The following is a 14,481-nucleotide window of genomic DNA, read 5'->3' as shown; positions in this document are numbered from 1 at the left end:
TGCATCACTTGCCAGACTAGACATGAAACTGAGATAATCCTCGGTCAAGTCTCATAAGAGCAAGGTAACATACAGTAGGTCGGCTTGATCGTGAGTCGATATAGGCATACTTTTCATTAAGATTCAGACGTACAAGAAATGGCTGAAAAACGTAATATTTTTCTGGTAGGCCCAATGGGCGCAGGTAAAAGCACAATTGGTCGCCATCTGGCGCAAATGCTGCATTTAGAATTCCACGATTCAGATCAAGAGATTGAGCAACGCACAGGCGCCGATATTGCTTGGGTGTTTGACGTCGAAGGCGAAGAAGGTTTCCGTCGTCGTGAGGCTCAGGTTATTGCTGATCTGTCTGAAAAACAGGGTATTGTCCTTGCCACTGGTGGTGGTTCAGTTCAGAGCAAAGATATCCGTAATCATTTATCTGCTCGCGGTATTGTGGTGTACCTTGAAACCACAATCGATAAACAGGTTGCGCGTACTCAAAGAGATAAGCGTCGCCCGTTATTGCAAGTAGATGATCCGCGAGAAGTGTTAGAAAACCTCGCAGAAATCCGTAACCCTCTGTACGAAGAAATTGCTGATGTGATCGTTAAGACCGACGATCAAAGTGCAAAGGTTGTTGCGAATCAAATCATTGAGAAATTAGGTTTCTAGGCAGAATGACAAAACAAATTCAGGTTAATTTAGGTGAACGTAGTTACCCCATTTATATTGGCCAGAGTTTGATGAGTAATGGCGAGACCTTGTCTCGCTATCTGCTGAAAAAACGTATCCTTATCGTCACCAATGAAACCGTCGCGCCCTTGTATCTTAAGCAGGTACAAGACACGATGGCTTCGTTTGGTGAAGTCTCTAGCGTCATCCTTCCCGATGGCGAACAGTTCAAAGACTTAACGCATTTAGATTTAATTTATACAGCGTTATTACAACGAAATTATGGTCGTGATTCGGTGCTGGTGGCCCTCGGTGGCGGGGTAATTGGTGACATGACGGGCTTTGCTGCTGCCTGTTACCAACGCGGTGTCGATTTTATTCAAGTTCCTACAACGCTTTTATCTCAAGTGGATTCTTCTGTCGGAGGCAAAACCGCTGTTAATCATCCGCTTGGAAAAAATATGATTGGGGCTTTTTACCAGCCACAGATCGTTATTATCGATACCGAGTGTTTACAGACGCTGCCCGCGCGTGAATTTGCGGCGGGAATGGCGGAAGTCATTAAGTATGGCATTATGTGGGATGCTGAATTTTTTCAATGGCTTGAGAACAATGTCGAAGCGTTGAAAAGTTTAGATACCCAATCTTTGGTCTATGCGATCTCTCGCTGCTGTGAGATTAAAGCCGATGTCGTGAGCCAGGATGAGACCGAGCAAGGCGTGCGCGCGTTATTAAACCTTGGGCACACCTTTGGCCATGCGATCGAAGCAGAGATGGGATATGGCAATTGGCTACATGGTGAAGCGGTTGCGGCTGGCACAGTCCTTGCTGCACAAACAGCTAAGTCTATGGGATTGATTGATGAGTCAATTGTTCGACGTATTGTGCAATTGCTGCGTGCTTTCGATCTGCCTGTAACAGCGCCGGAATCAATGGATTTCGACAGTTTTATTCAACATATGCGTCGCGATAAGAAAGTGTTAGGTGGTCAGATCCGGCTGGTGCTCCCGACGGCCATTGGTCGAGCTGATGTCTTTAGCCAAGTTCCGGAATCTACCCTAGAACAGGTTATCTGCTGCGCATAAACCTTGTGTGGTGGATAAGTGACGTTTCAGGGCCAAGTCTTGCTTCCCTCACAGGAAGCCCTCGTAGAAAGATTGCATCATGTGGCCAGCTATAGCGACCAGCTACTGGTGCTTGTGGGTGCGCACGGCTCGGGTAAGACAACATTGCTGACCGCGTTAGCCACAGATTTTGATGAGTCGAATGCTGCGTTAGTCATCTGTCCTATGCACGCCGACAATGCTGAAATTCGTCGCAAGATCCTAGTACAGTTGGTCTCATCCCCAATTTTTGATGACGAAATCTCCCTCGCTGAAACCATACTCCGTGTCGCGCCAAAACAAAGTAAGCCGCTGCACATCATTATCGATGATGCGCATTTACTCTCTAAAGAATTGTGGGCCGAGTGCATCATACTCAATCAAGTGCAATGTGCAGGCCATCGTATTGCAGTGACCTTAGCTGTACCTCCAGAGTTTTTAGCCGACTTATTACCACAATTACCAGAATCCTCAAGACGGCAGATTTTGCCTGTCAGTGTGGAACCCTTAAGTCTGCCAGAACGTGAAGCGCTCTATCAAACCTTGCTGCGCTATAGTGAGCAAAATCCATTTACGCCAAGGGATATAGTGCGAGCTCAACTGGAGAAGCAGATGGGGACTCCTAAAGAGGTTGTCACTTTATTGGAGCTCGCTTTGCACGGCAAAAACGAGCAAAAGTCACTCTGGATTCAATATAAAGTCGCATTGATTGGGCTAGCCAGTGTATTGATCACACTTGTTATTTGGCTCGGTCTTGCGAAACCTTTTTCCAATGAGCCAATAGCTGAAGTCGTTATTTATCCCGCTATAGACTCCGCAGAGTTTCTTGCTCGTGGTCAACAGATATTGGCACCCTATTTTCAGCAACGTGATGCGTCCTTAGCACAGGCTCTATTAGATGAAGTCGCTAATCAAGCCGACCCATTGGCTCGGTTTCACGGTGAAGAGCCTACAAACGAAGGGATAAATGAAACATCGTTTGTAAACGAAACGACGTTAAAATCCGCAGCGGAGCAGGAGCCTTCATCCGAGGTTATCCCAGAAGACTCACCTGCAGTTCTTCCGCAAAAGCCCGTCGATTCAAAGGCTGAATTAGCTCCGAAACCCAAAGATGAAGTGAAATCGGTTAAGCCAACGCAAGGCTATACCATACAGATTGCGAGTGTGGAGCGACTCGATTCATTGCGTGCTGCCCTCGCTCAAGTTGAAGGAGCGCAAGATATCTCGGTTGCTAAACACAAGCGGCGTTGGGTTGTGTTAGTGGGGCATTTTGATAGTAGTAAGCTGGCCCATGAGACGGCGGCCATGTTAGTTAAACAATATCGGATTGATTCACCTTGGGTGAGAAAGTGGCGAGAATTGAAGGACTATCAGTTACAAGATAAGTTACCAAGCGATGAAATTTCAGAATAAACAGAGTACAATCATGGCCTTTATTTTTGTCGGCATTCATCAAGTTAAATGATCAAAAAACATAGAGCCTTCCTGAAATGGGCTGGCGGAAAATTTAAATTGGTGGATGAGCTCGCGAACTACTTACCAACTGGTGAGCGTTTAGTTGAGCCCTTTGTCGGCGCAGGTTCAGTCTTTTTAAATACTGACTACCCCAGCTATTTACTCTGCGACATCAATCAAGATCTGATCAACCTCTACAACATAGTGAAAGAAAGGCCTGCCGAATACATTGAGGCGGCCAAGAAACTATTCGTCGATGAGATGAATCAAAAGGATGCCTACTACCGCGTGCGTACAGACTTTAATAAATCCCGCGATCCTTTTTTGCGCTCGGTTTATTTTCTGTACTTGAATCGCCATGGTTTTAATGGCCTGTGCCGTTATAACCGCAAAGGGGGTTTTAATGTGCCCTTTGGCTCCTACAAGAAACCGTATTTCCCTGAGAAGGAAATCTTAGCCTTTTCAAAGAAAGCGCAGCGTGCCGAGTTTAAGTGCATCGGCTATGAACAAGCTTTCGAGCAAATCCGTACTGGCGATGTAATCTATTGCGATCCGCCCTATGCGCCGCTATCGACCACCGCGAGTTTCACCACTTATGTTGGTGCGGGTTTCAGCTTGGATGATCAGGCGCTGCTGGCGCGTTATTCACGGCATATGGCCTTAGAGCAGCGCATTCCTGTTGTGATCAGTAACCATGATATTCCGCTGACACGTGAGTTGTATCGCGGTGCCCACCTTGCCAAGATCCAAGTGCAGCGCAACATTAGCCAAAATGGCAGTGGTCGCAATAAAGTCGACGAGCTGATTGCGTTGTACGACGAGAATTATGACCCACAGGATGATTGATACTAGGTTGTAGTATCGAGTGACTTAACCAACGACTTGGCTAACAAGCAGAATCAGGCTGGCGACTAAGGCTATCGCTAGCACTATCCCCATCAAGATGTACGGTAATGGCGAGTTGGTCTGGAAGTCTTTTTGACGATTTCTATCTGACTGCACCCCAAAGAAGGCGGCTATCGTACTGTGAAAGACTTGCCAGATCCGGCTTAGCATCAATAGGACTGTTGTGAATTAGCAGGCTTCAAGTCATCGATAGGTTTATCTTGATGACCATGGAGTAATTCAAGCAAGTCGACAAAATGGAACTGGCTAGAGCGATTTTTGCCAGTGAGCCAAGTCTTCCAACTTAAGGTTTGCGCCTGTTCGGCACAGCGGTTATTTGGATGGCTGCTAGGTAAGCTGTTGTTGTAGCGAGTATCGCTGCTGCAAGCGCAGGCAGAGGTATCGTTACTTGCGGTGAGTTTTTCCACGCCAAAGGCTAAGGAGGCGACTACCACTGCGGTAAATGCCAACATCATCGATGACTTAAATGTCACCGAGCCTAAAATGTGTGAAAACTGTGTTAACCGCCCCTTCATGATACTTCCTTTGAAACCACTAAATGATCCACGTTAGCGACCCGAGTATAACAAACTCGCTTAGTTTATGAACAATAATTTATCAATCTTCACTAAAAACTTTCTAACGCTTCAGCATCTCCTTGCGTTTACCGTACGTTATGAGTACTCCAATTGCATTTCTATTGGGTTTCAATCGCGATAAATGTGGCATTTGCTATAGAGGCATGGCCTAGCTAAGGGTAAAATAAGGCACTTTTTGTTCAATAGCAGCGAGTGTCCTATGCGCCCATTTTTAATTGCTCCATCGATTTTATCCGCCGATTTCGCCCGTTTAGGGGATGACGTTAAAGCCGTGTTAGATGCAGGGGCTGACGTAGTACATTTTGATGTGATGGATAACCACTATGTGCCCAACTTAACCATTGGCCCTATGGTGTGCAAAGCGTTACGCGACTATGGCATCACGGCCGATATCGATGTGCATTTAATGGTTAAGCCTGTTGACCGTATCGTGCCTGATTTTGCCAAAGCGGGTGCGTCTATTATTACTTTCCATCCCGAAGCCTCTGAGCATATCGATCGCACTCTGCAGCTGATTAAAGAATCGGGTTGTAAAGCGGGTTTAGTGTTTAACCCAGCAACACCGCTGCACTATCTTGACCATGTGATGGATAAGTTAGATGTGATTCTGCTGATGTCGGTCAACCCAGGTTTTGGCGGCCAATCCTTTATTCCTTCGACTTTAGATAAATTACGCCAAGTGCGTGAGCGTATCGATGCCAGCGGTTTCGATATTCGTTTAGAAGTCGATGGTGGCGTTAAAGTGGATAACATTGCTGAAATCGCCGCCGCAGGCGCCGATATGTTTGTCGCCGGCTCTGCCATTTTCGGTAAACCAGACTATAAAGCCGTCGTCGACGAGATGCGTGCCGAGTTAGCGAAAGTTGAGGCCAAATAATGCGGGAACAGATTAAAGCGATTGCCTTTGATCTCGACGGCACATTGATTGACAGTGTGCCCGATCTTGCGGTCGCGACTCAGGCGGCACTCGCCGAATTAGGTTTAGCAAGGTGTACCGAGGCACAGGTAAGAACTTGGGTGGGCAATGGCGCTGAAATGCTGATGCGCCGCGCAATGAGCCACGCTTTAGGCACAGATGTTGAGCAAACGGCATTGGATGCGGCTATGCCCATCTTTATGCATCACTATCAAGAAAATCTTGAGAAGCACAGTGCACTCTATGCCGATGTGCACCAAGTGCTGCAAATCCTGTTTGATGCAGGATTTAAGCTGGCTGTGGTGACCAATAAGCCTTATCGCTTTACCTTGCCCTTGCTTGAAGCCTTTAAGATTAATGACTTCTTTAGCTTAGTGCTTGGCGGCGATTCGCTGGCGAAGATGAAACCAGACCCATTACCGCTACAGCATCTATTAGCCGAATGGCAACTCGATAAAAGTGAGTTGTTGATGGTGGGCGATTCTAAAAATGACATTTTAGCGGCGAAAGCGGCGGGTGTTGCATCAATCGGCTTGACCTATGGCTACAACTACGGTGAAGATATTGGGCTCACTGGCCCTGACGCTGTATGCGAGCAGTTTGTCGAGATCCTGCGCTGGCTAAATCTCGCTCAGCCAGTTTAATCGAATCTTTTTATCTTTTTTTGGAGCAATGACGTAATGACCAAACCCATAGTACTCAGCGGTGCACAGCCGTCCGGCGAATTAACCATAGGTAACTACATGGGTGCATTGCGTCAGTGGGTTGCCATGCAAGATAGCCACGACTGCCTATATTGCGTGGTGGACTTGCATGCCATTACTGTGCGCCAAGACCCTCAAGCATTGCGTGAAGCCTGTTTAGATACGCTTGCACTGTATTTAGCCTGCGGTGTCGATCCAAAGAAGAGCACAGTGTTTATCCAATCTCAAGTGCCACAGCACACTCAGTTGGGTTGGGCGTTAAATTGCTACACCCAAATGGGTGAATTGAGCCGTATGACTCAGTTTAAGGATAAGTCACAAAAGCATGCCAACAATATTAACGTCGGTTTGTTTGGTTATCCGGTGTTGATGGCGGCGGATATTCTGCTGTATCAAGCGAATGAAATCCCGGTTGGCCAAGATCAGAAGCAACATCTTGAATTAACACGTGATATCGCGACTCGCTTTAACAACGCTTACGGCGAGACGTTTACCATTCCTGAGCCTTTTATCCCTGAGCATGGCGCTAAGGTGATGTCGCTTCAGGATCCGCTGAAGAAGATGTCTAAGTCGGACGACAACCGTAACAACGTGATTGGCCTGCTTGAAGATCCAAAAGCAGTCATGAAAAAGCTGAAAAAGGCTATGACCGACAGTGATGAGCCGCCAGTCGTGCGTTTCGATATGGAAAACAAGCCTGGTGTATCTAACCTGTTGAGCTTAATGTCGGGTATCACAGGCCAGAGCATTGCCAGCCTCGAAGCCGAGTTTGAAGGCAAGATGTATGGTCACTTAAAAGGTGCCGCGGGTGAGGCGGTCGTGGGCATGTTAGAGCCGCTGCAAGAGCGTTACCGTGCCCTGCGTGCCGACCGTGCTTACCTCGACCAAGTGATGAGAGAGGGCGCCGAAAATGCCCAGGCTCGCGCCGAAGTGACGCTGAAAAAGGTGTACGAGAAGATTGGTTTGTTAGTGTAATTTGACCTAAAAAGCGCATTACATAACTCTCGATTAAGCCGACCCATTCTTAGGTCGGCTTTTTTATGTCTGTTATTCATTGGGCTGTTTAAGCGTTTAGGCCTGTGATTTTAGCCAGGAGGAAAAGGCGGCAATCGCGGGTTCAGCTAGACGGCGCTGCTTACAGATAAAACTAAACTCAAAGCCTGTATGGACATCGGGCAGATTAACCGCAACCAGTCTGCCAGTGCTGATATCACCTGCCACCATAAAATCGGGGGCGAGGGCAAGGCCTTGGCCTGCAATTGCCGCCTCAATCGCCATTACGATATGGCTAAAAATATGTTGCTGCTCGTTATTCAGCGGGATCTGATGGGCCGATGACCATTTATGCCAATCGAGTCCTAGCTGACCCTCGTCCACAATCAGTAGTGCCTGTTGCTGGAAATTGCTTAAGTTAATATCACGCCACTTGGGGTAAAAACTCGGGCTACATACTGGGATGAGCCGTTCTTTATGCAGTAGCTGCTGCCAATAGCCCCGTTGATTGAGTTTACCCGCGATAAAGATATCGGCCGTGCTGGTGCTGAGATCGGGGTCTTGAGTGATCATCTCGAGGCGAATTTTAACGCTGGGATACTGGCGCCTAAAATCCGCTAATCTCGGGATCAACCATTTCACTGCAAAAGAGCTGTACACCGCCAAACAGAGTTGTTGGTTTGGGGTGTCGCGGATCTTGAGATTAAGATCACTTAACTCATTAAAAATCCTTTCTAACTCAATAAATAAGCTCTGTCCCTTAGGCGTGAGTTGTAATTTTCGTCCCTGACGGTCGAAAAGCTGCTCGCCAAAATATTCCTCTAATACACGCACTTGGTGTGAAACCGCGCTTTGGGTAATGCAAAGTTCGGCGGCAGCCTTGGAAAAATGCTGTTGTCTAGCGGCGGTCTCAAAGACTTGTAGTGCGCGTAATGGAGGAAGCTTTCTCATGATTTTCAATGCCTAAAAGATTTAGTATGAATTTAATTCATCTAGTATGAGAAAGCATCATTTCAGCTTAAGTTTTGTGGGGATTATCATGCCTGCATTGAGATTTGTGGATGGTAAAAAATGCAGCGCCCTGTAGTTATCGGTTTGATTTTATTGATAGTGGGTAATCTATTTAGTGCTTTTTACGATGTATCGATCAAATGGTTGCCAGAAGATGCGAATGCGGCCACTTTTCTACTCGTGAGACAAATCACCTCAGTATTGATGTTACTCCCCATTTGGTTGTACTCGCAGCGACCCAAGACGGAACATATTTCGGTCCACCTTTGGCGTGCCAACATAGGCTCGGTTGGCGCGCTTTTTTTAATTATTGGCCTAATGGCTTTGCCTTTAGCGACGGTTAGCTCCCTATTTTACTCGGCGCCGTTGATGATTATTTTGATGGGCTATTGGTTTTTAAAGGAGCGGATCACCACAGGGCAAGTGGTATGCACATTGCTTGGGTTTGTCGGGATCTTAATTATCCTCAGACCTAGTGAAATGAACTGGTTTGGATTGGCTGTGTTATTTTCGGCATTTACCTTTGCCGTCAATCAGTTGACCCTGAAAAAAGTCCCTAACACTGAGCATCCAGTATTAACCTTGATGCTGTATAACCTGCTGGGTATTCCTGCGACCTTAATCATCGCGGCCTTTCAAGGACTTGAGGGGCTGAGCTGGGGATTGCTAGCCGTAGCGCTACTCAGTAATGCCTTCTTACTGATTTATCACTGGTTCTGCGTGCTGGCCTATCGCCGCGCGCAGGCGAGCGATATTGCGATTGCCGAATATACCGGCCTGTTATTTATCGTCTTTTTGGGCTGGCTGTTATTCGATGAATGGTTAGATAGCCTAAGTTGGCTGGGCGCCGCATTGATTGTGTTGCCGTCACTGTTTTTACCTTGGATTGGCATGTGGATGGCCAAGTCACCCAAGGTGATGGATAACATCCAAGTAAAAGCGTTAGGACTGGAAGCGGTAGAAGGCGAGCCTAAACCCTAAGGGCTTAGGCTCAATCGGTTATTCGATGTATTCGAATACTTTAACGACTTTACGCACACCGGCGGTGTTGCGCGCGATATCGACGGCCATATCGGCCTGAGAGCGGTGAATGAGTCCGAGTAGGAAGACTTCACCGTTTTCAGTGATGACCTTAATGCGGGTGACATCCAGCTCTTTCTCGTTGAGCATGCGTCCCTTCACTTTCGTCGTCACCCAAGTGTCATTGCTACGGGTGGTGAAAGAGGTTGGGTTACCGATGCGGATCTGATTGTGGATCTTTCCCCCAAGCTTAAGATCTTGTACGACCTTAATCGCCTTATCCCTCAACATAGAGTTGGGGGCTTGGCCAATCATCAGCACATTACCGTTAACCGAAACACCCGTAATGTTCGTTTGTTTCTTCAGATCTTCATGCTCTAGCAGGGCACTGGTGATCTTAAAATCGGTATTGGTATCGTCGAGCTGGGTCTTCACCGAACGCTCATCGTTGGCCATCATGGCGCCACTGACTGCGCCCACCATAACGGCACCGGCGCAACCTTGCAGCAGCATGCAAACCATTAACAGTGGGGCAGCATATCTCATTGCTGTTCGTCCTGCGGGAAGAGCGTGCGGTCGATATTGTCACACAGGCAGTGGATAACCAGTAAGTGCACTTCTTGAATACGTGCCGTCACGTTAGAAGGTACGCGGATTTCCACGTCGCCCACGCTCAGCAATCCCGCCATCGCGCCACCGTCTTTACCGGTTAAGGCAACGATAGTCATATCGCGGCTCAGGGCGGCTTCCATGGCTTTAATCACGTTGCCTGAGTTACCGCTGGTGGAAATCGCCAGCAGAATGTCTCCAGGTTGACCTAAGGCTAAGATTTGTTTTGAGAAAATCTCATTGTAGCTGTAGTCGTTGGCAATCGCAGTGATGGTCGAGGTGTCGGTTGACAGCGCAATCGCGGGCAATGGTGGACGTTCAATTTCGTAGCGGTTTAATAGCTCGGCAGAGAAGTGCTGAGCATCACCGGCACTGCCACCATTACCGCAGGCAAGAATTTTATTGCCGCCCAAAAGACATTGCACCATCATCTCAGCCGCTTTGGCGATGGATTCTGGCAGTGCTTCGGCTGCATCGATTTTGGTCTGGATAGATTCAGTAAAGCTGTCTTTAATGCGTTCTAACATGGATACATCCTTTCAGGATAAAGTGTGGCTATGATGCCATATTTCCACGGTGGAGTTGAGGCATAAGCGTTAAAAATTATTCGATTAGCTGAGTCGAAGGTCTCGTTTAAAAGGCATCGACTAGCCAGTGGATTTGCGCATCCTCGATGGCGACAACGTCGAATCGGCACGGCACATCCAGTTTATGCGTCTGTAAATAGTGGCTGGCCGCCATGCGGATCCTGCCGATTTGTGCTTTGCTAAGTGCTTGTATTGCGCCGCCAAATTGATTTGCTGAGCGATATTTTACTTCAACAAATACCCAGTGGTGTTTATGGCGCATGACGAGGTCTATTTCACCAAAGGGATAGCGGACATTGCGCTCGACAAAGGTTAAACCCTGCTGTTCGAGGTAACCTTGAGCGAGCGACTCTGCCTGCTGTCCGAGTGTCATAGTTGACGGAAACTGCCTCTTTGATAGCGTCCCCAGCTTAATTGGCGGTTTATCACGCCGTCTGGATTGACGGATAACACGCCGCTACGTCCATTGAACTGGTAACCTGTGAATGAGCGCATTTGTGCCAGTTTGCTGATCAAATCCATGGCATCATAGCCCATCACAAACAAGCGTTTCTGGCTGTTGTTCCAGCCCGACCAAAGTGTGTTAACCATCAGGTTTTCTTCACCATTTTGCATCAGCCAAGGTGCATCGCTCATGGTCAGGTTATTTAAATCCTGCGCTGTTTGGCTCGATTCGTTATCGACTCGACTACGGCTTGAGGTGTAAAGCGGCACCGGCTGAGTAAAGACGCTGAAGTTCACATCAATAAAGGCCTTGAGCAAGGTTAAATCCTGCGGTGTCGAGATCATATAAATCGCATCGATATCTTGGCGCGAACGAAAATCGGCCTGTACCGAATTGCCGAGCAACTCCTTGATCCGAGCGATACGTTCTTGGCTATCACGGACACCGAGCGCATCCTGCACTGTGGTTTTCATCTTATCGCCACCATCGTAGTAATAGACTTCGATAGGTGTGTCGCTTTTCTTTTTCCAAGCTTGGATAAAGCTTTCTGCCATGCGTTTACCAATGGCGTCGTTGCTGGCGAGCAGTAATGGCATAGTCACGCCATCTTGATACATGCGCGTTGCGGCATCGGCAGCTTCTTGGGCTGGTGACAGCGCAAAGAAAAACTTATTGATATCGGGCACAAACTTATCGGTTTGATTTAAAAACAGCTGCGGGATAGCTGCGGTGGGAGCGATAGGCGCAGCGGGTGCTGTTCCTGTTGACGTGCTCGTTGAAGGGCTTGTGTTATTCAGCGAGAGTAATTGATCGATTTCATTTGGCAGCAAGGGGCCAATAATAAACTCGGCACCTGCGTTTACCGCTTGCTGATATGCGGCGACGGCATCATTGGCCGTATCGTAAAAATTAACCGCAACCTGCTCATTGGGTTTGGCTAAATAGCTGGCTAAAATCCCTTGGCGAATCGCGTTGGCCGCGCTGGCGCGTTGACCTGTGAGCGGCAACAAGACGGCGATATTCTTCGGCATAAATGGCTTGGCATTAAGCGCTCTATCTAGATCTGCGGGTAATTTCGCCGCCGCGGGATGATAAGGATTCTGCTTTTGCCAGTCGCCTAAGTAACGAACCAGTTGATTAGGGTCGACCGCATAATGTTTGGCGATATAGGCGAGCTGCAACCAACCTGCAAATACAGGGCTTTTGGCATCTTTAGTAAATGAGAGCAAGGTTTGCTCGTGCATCGGTTGCAACACCTGCCAGATTTGGTTATTCACTTCACTCGCCTCGGCGGGCGGTAAATAGGTGGTCAATAAACTCAGCTCGCGCACTTGCTCGATAGGTTGCTTATTCAACTGGAATAAATGCGCTCTAAATTGATGATATGCGGCCATTTGCCAGCCGGGTAACACCCAAGTGCTTGGATAGCTCAGGGTTTTGAGCGCCTCGACATAGGTCGATGTATGCTCTAATACACGCGCCGTCAGGTATTTATGCTCGGCCACCAGAGTGGGAGTCTGGCTCAGACTTGGCTGCATCGACTTCAGCAGTTTCTGCGCCGCCGCATAGTCATTGGCATTGATATAGGCATGCGCCGCCAGCAGCAGGTTAGTGTCGCGCTGCTGCGGATCTTTGCTATTTGCGGCCTGTGCTAAATACACATTGGGCGCCAATGGTGCAGAGGCTAAAGAGGTGGCCACTGTGGGGGCAGTACCGGTTGAGCTGGGCGCTTGGCTGCCGCAACCCGCCAACACTGCGGATAAAATGGCCACGGAAACGAACTTAGTTGTATTCAGGCTTTTTAACACTGGGCTTCACTCTGGTAAGATGCTGCCTCTAGTTTAACCTTCTCTTGCGCTTGACGAAAGTCTTGGCACTGTCATTACCGAGGTATATATGGACCAAAGCGTCGCACTCTACATTGTTCCCACTCCCATTGGTAACTTGGGGGACATGAGCCCACGTGCTATCGAAGTGCTCACTCAGGTCGCATTGATTGCCTGTGAAGATACGCGCCACAGTGGCAAGTTATTGAGTCATTTTGGTATTTCCACTAAAACGATCGCACTGCACGACCATAACGAGCGCGCCCGCGCCCAATGGATTGTGGAACAGTTGGCCGCAGGACAATCGATAGCGCTGATTTCTGATGCGGGCACACCACTGATTTCAGACCCCGGCTATCACTTAGTTTCTCATGTGCGCCAGTCGGGTTTTAGCGTGATCCCATTGCCCGGCCCTTGCGCAGCGATTACCGCATTAAGTGCATCGGGTTTACCGTCGGATCGTTTCTCCTTCGAAGGTTTCTTACCTTCTAAAGAGAAGGCGCGTGCCGATAAGCTGCTCGAGCTCAAGGAAGACCCTCGCACGCTGATTTTTTATGAATCACCGCACCGCATCGAGCATAGTCTGACGACCATGGTCGAAGTGTTAGGCGGCGAGCGCCAAGTGGTGATGGCTCGGGAAGTGACTAAAACCTTCGAGACCTTCCTCTCAGGCCCTGTGGCTGAGGTGTTGGCTACGGTCAGCAGCGATCCTAACCAGCAAAAAGGCGAGATAGTGCTGATGGTACATGGTCACCGCGCCGCGGAGGATGATGACGCCATTCCGACAGTCGCCATCAACACCCTGAAATTACTCTGTGAAGAATTACCCCTCAAAAAGGCCGCCGCCATTGCTGCGCAAATTCACGGTCTTAAAAAGAATGCCCTGTATAAGTTCGGTTTAGAGTCGGATTTATAAGCGGATCTTTGAGATAGGCACACACTGACGGGATTAACAGTGGTACGCGCAGATTGCTTAGGCTATAATCCGCGCCGAGTTGGCCAGACAGTCGCTGCGCTCGCAAGAGCGGGGAGGAAAGTCCGGGCTTCACAGAGCGGGGTGCCAGGTAACGCCTGGGCGGTGCGAACCGACGACAAGTGCAACAGAGAGGAGACCGCCATCATAGCCTCGGCTAAGGTGGTAAGGGTGAAAGGGTGCGGTAAGAGCGCACCGTGCGGCTAGCAATAGTCCGTAGCAAGGTAAACTCCACCCGAAGCAAGACCAAATAGGGTTCCGTATGGCGTGGCTCGCGTTGGAACCGGGTAGGTCGCTTGAGCCTGCGAGCGATTGCAGGCCTAGATGAATGACTGTCCAAGACAGGACCCGGCTTATCGGCCAACTCATTAAATTCAGTAAAAAGCCCGTTTATCTTTTAGGTAAGCGGGCTTTTTATTTAGGGCGTGTTGACGTTTCGAGATTAAATTTTGTTCGTACTGTCAAGTTCGTGCTCGCGAAACGAGGAATGATGTGTCGTTATTCTACTCCAATGAAGAGCGGCTCTTATGACTGAAAGTAAGCGCAAGGGCTTGCCAGACGAACCCTTCGGGCAGCATTTGGCTGGCTTTTCTGCCGCGTTATCGTCCGTTTATGTAGAATAACTACACAGCACGGACTTTGCCTTGCATAAAAGCCAGCCACATTGCTGCAAAAATAACCCTGAAACGTCAACACACCCT

16 protein-coding genes and 1 other RNA gene are annotated in these 14,481 nt (G+C 48.5%); 10 read left to right on the top strand and 7 right to left on the bottom strand.

Features of this window, described 5'->3' with window-relative positions:
- The first annotated feature begins 138 nt into the window (after window positions 1–138).
- From aroK to SHD_RS06650, 4 genes are read left to right on the top strand one after another with little or no spacing between them, the layout of a single operon-like run.
- The gene (gene aroK / locus SHD_RS06665; RefSeq protein WP_011624420.1) at window positions 139–654 is read left to right on the top strand and encodes a shikimate kinase AroK; all 516 of its coding nucleotides are present in this window, start codon (window positions 139–141) and stop codon (window positions 652–654) included.
- Window positions 655–659: 5 nt separating this feature from the next.
- The gene (aroB, locus tag SHD_RS06660; RefSeq protein WP_023266404.1) at window positions 660–1,739 is read left to right on the top strand and encodes a 3-dehydroquinate synthase; all 1,080 of its coding nucleotides are present in this window, start codon (window positions 660–662) and stop codon (window positions 1,737–1,739) included.
- Between the two features lie 18 nt (window positions 1,740–1,757).
- Entirely contained in the window at window positions 1,758–3,170 is a 1,413-nt protein-coding gene (locus SHD_RS06655; RefSeq protein ID WP_023266403.1) for an AAA family ATPase, read from the top strand.
- A 48-nt stretch (window positions 3,171–3,218) separates the two neighbouring features.
- Window positions 3,219–4,058, top strand: a complete 840-nt coding sequence (locus tag SHD_RS06650) for a Dam family site-specific DNA-(adenine-N6)-methyltransferase (RefSeq protein WP_023266402.1) — start codon at window positions 3,219–3,221, stop codon at window positions 4,056–4,058.
- A 24-nt stretch (window positions 4,059–4,082) separates the two neighbouring features.
- On the opposite strand, the gene SHD_RS06645 is transcribed toward SHD_RS06650, so the two are convergent.
- Window positions 4,083–4,268 carry a DUF2970 domain-containing protein gene (locus SHD_RS06645; RefSeq protein ID WP_011624416.1) on the bottom strand — a complete coding sequence of 62 codons (186 nt, stop codon included), beginning with the start codon at window positions 4,266–4,268 and terminating at the stop codon, window positions 4,083–4,085.
- The gene (locus tag SHD_RS06640) at window positions 4,268–4,633 is read right to left on the bottom strand and encodes a hypothetical protein (protein ID WP_011624415.1); all 366 of its coding nucleotides are present in this window, start codon (window positions 4,631–4,633) and stop codon (window positions 4,268–4,270) included. Before SHD_RS06640 ends, SHD_RS06645 begins: the two co-directional genes overlap by 1 nt.
- A 262-nt stretch (window positions 4,634–4,895) precedes the next feature.
- Here SHD_RS06640 and rpe point away from each other — a divergent pair, with 262 nt between their 5' ends.
- Genes rpe through trpS form a run of 3 tightly spaced genes read left to right on the top strand, consistent with a single transcriptional unit; the run spans window position 4,896 to window position 7,291 of the window.
- Window positions 4,896–5,573 carry a ribulose-phosphate 3-epimerase gene (rpe, locus tag SHD_RS06635; RefSeq protein WP_023266401.1) on the top strand — a complete coding sequence of 226 codons (678 nt, stop codon included), beginning with the start codon at window positions 4,896–4,898 and terminating at the stop codon, window positions 5,571–5,573.
- On the top strand, window positions 5,573–6,256 hold the full coding sequence (locus tag SHD_RS06630) for a phosphoglycolate phosphatase (RefSeq protein WP_023266400.1): 684 nt from the start codon (window positions 5,573–5,575) through the stop codon (window positions 6,254–6,256). The genes rpe and SHD_RS06630 overlap by 1 nt, the downstream gene beginning before the upstream one ends.
- A 36-nt stretch (window positions 6,257–6,292) precedes the next feature.
- A complete protein-coding gene (gene trpS, locus SHD_RS06625) occupies window positions 6,293–7,291 on the top strand; it encodes a tryptophan--tRNA ligase (RefSeq protein WP_023266399.1) in 999 nt (332 codons plus the stop codon).
- Window positions 7,292–7,387: 96 nt separating this feature from the next.
- Here trpS and SHD_RS06620 read toward each other — a convergent pair whose 3' ends face one another.
- A complete protein-coding gene (locus SHD_RS06620) occupies window positions 7,388–8,260 on the bottom strand; it encodes a LysR substrate-binding domain-containing protein (protein WP_023266398.1) in 873 nt (290 codons plus the stop codon).
- A gap of 120 nt (window positions 8,261–8,380) precedes the next feature.
- Between SHD_RS06620 and SHD_RS06615 the strand changes: the two genes are divergently transcribed.
- Window positions 8,381–9,301 carry a DMT family transporter gene (locus SHD_RS06615; RefSeq protein ID WP_023266397.1) on the top strand — a complete coding sequence of 307 codons (921 nt, stop codon included), beginning with the start codon at window positions 8,381–8,383 and terminating at the stop codon, window positions 9,299–9,301.
- An 18-nt stretch (window positions 9,302–9,319) separates the two neighbouring features.
- On the opposite strand, the gene dolP is transcribed toward SHD_RS06615, so the two are convergent.
- From dolP to SHD_RS06595, 4 genes are all read right to left on the bottom strand, one after another.
- The gene (gene dolP / locus SHD_RS06610; protein WP_011624409.1) at window positions 9,320–9,886 is read right to left on the bottom strand and encodes a division/outer membrane stress-associated lipid-binding lipoprotein; all 567 of its coding nucleotides are present in this window, start codon (window positions 9,884–9,886) and stop codon (window positions 9,320–9,322) included.
- Entirely contained in the window at window positions 9,883–10,476 is a 594-nt protein-coding gene (locus SHD_RS06605; RefSeq protein ID WP_023266396.1) for a phosphoheptose isomerase, read from the bottom strand. The genes dolP and SHD_RS06605 overlap by 4 nt, the downstream gene beginning before the upstream one ends.
- 106 nt (window positions 10,477–10,582) lie before the next feature.
- Window positions 10,583–10,909: a YraN family protein gene (locus SHD_RS06600; RefSeq protein WP_023266395.1), complete on the bottom strand. Its 327-nt coding sequence runs from the start codon at window positions 10,907–10,909 to the stop codon at window positions 10,583–10,585.
- Window positions 10,906–12,789: a penicillin-binding protein activator gene (locus tag SHD_RS06595; protein WP_023266394.1), complete on the bottom strand. Its 1,884-nt coding sequence runs from the start codon at window positions 12,787–12,789 to the stop codon at window positions 10,906–10,908. The genes SHD_RS06600 and SHD_RS06595 overlap by 4 nt, the downstream gene beginning before the upstream one ends.
- Before the next feature lie 88 nt (window positions 12,790–12,877).
- Between SHD_RS06595 and rsmI the strand changes: the two genes are divergently transcribed.
- The gene (rsmI, locus tag SHD_RS06590) at window positions 12,878–13,723 is read left to right on the top strand and encodes a 16S rRNA (cytidine(1402)-2'-O)-methyltransferase (RefSeq protein ID WP_023266393.1); all 846 of its coding nucleotides are present in this window, start codon (window positions 12,878–12,880) and stop codon (window positions 13,721–13,723) included.
- Window positions 13,724–13,798: 75 nt separating this feature from the next.
- An RNA gene (gene rnpB / locus SHD_RS21425) (RNase P RNA component class A) lies at window positions 13,799–14,152 on the top strand.
- Window positions 14,153–14,481: the final 329 nt, after the last annotated feature.

The organism is Shewanella decolorationis S12, assembly GCF_000485795.1.
GTDB lineage: Bacteria > Pseudomonadota > Gammaproteobacteria > Enterobacterales > Shewanellaceae > Shewanella > Shewanella decolorationis.
The sequence above is the reverse complement of the archived record's forward strand: the minus strand, read 5'-3'. Positions and strand labels throughout refer to the sequence as shown.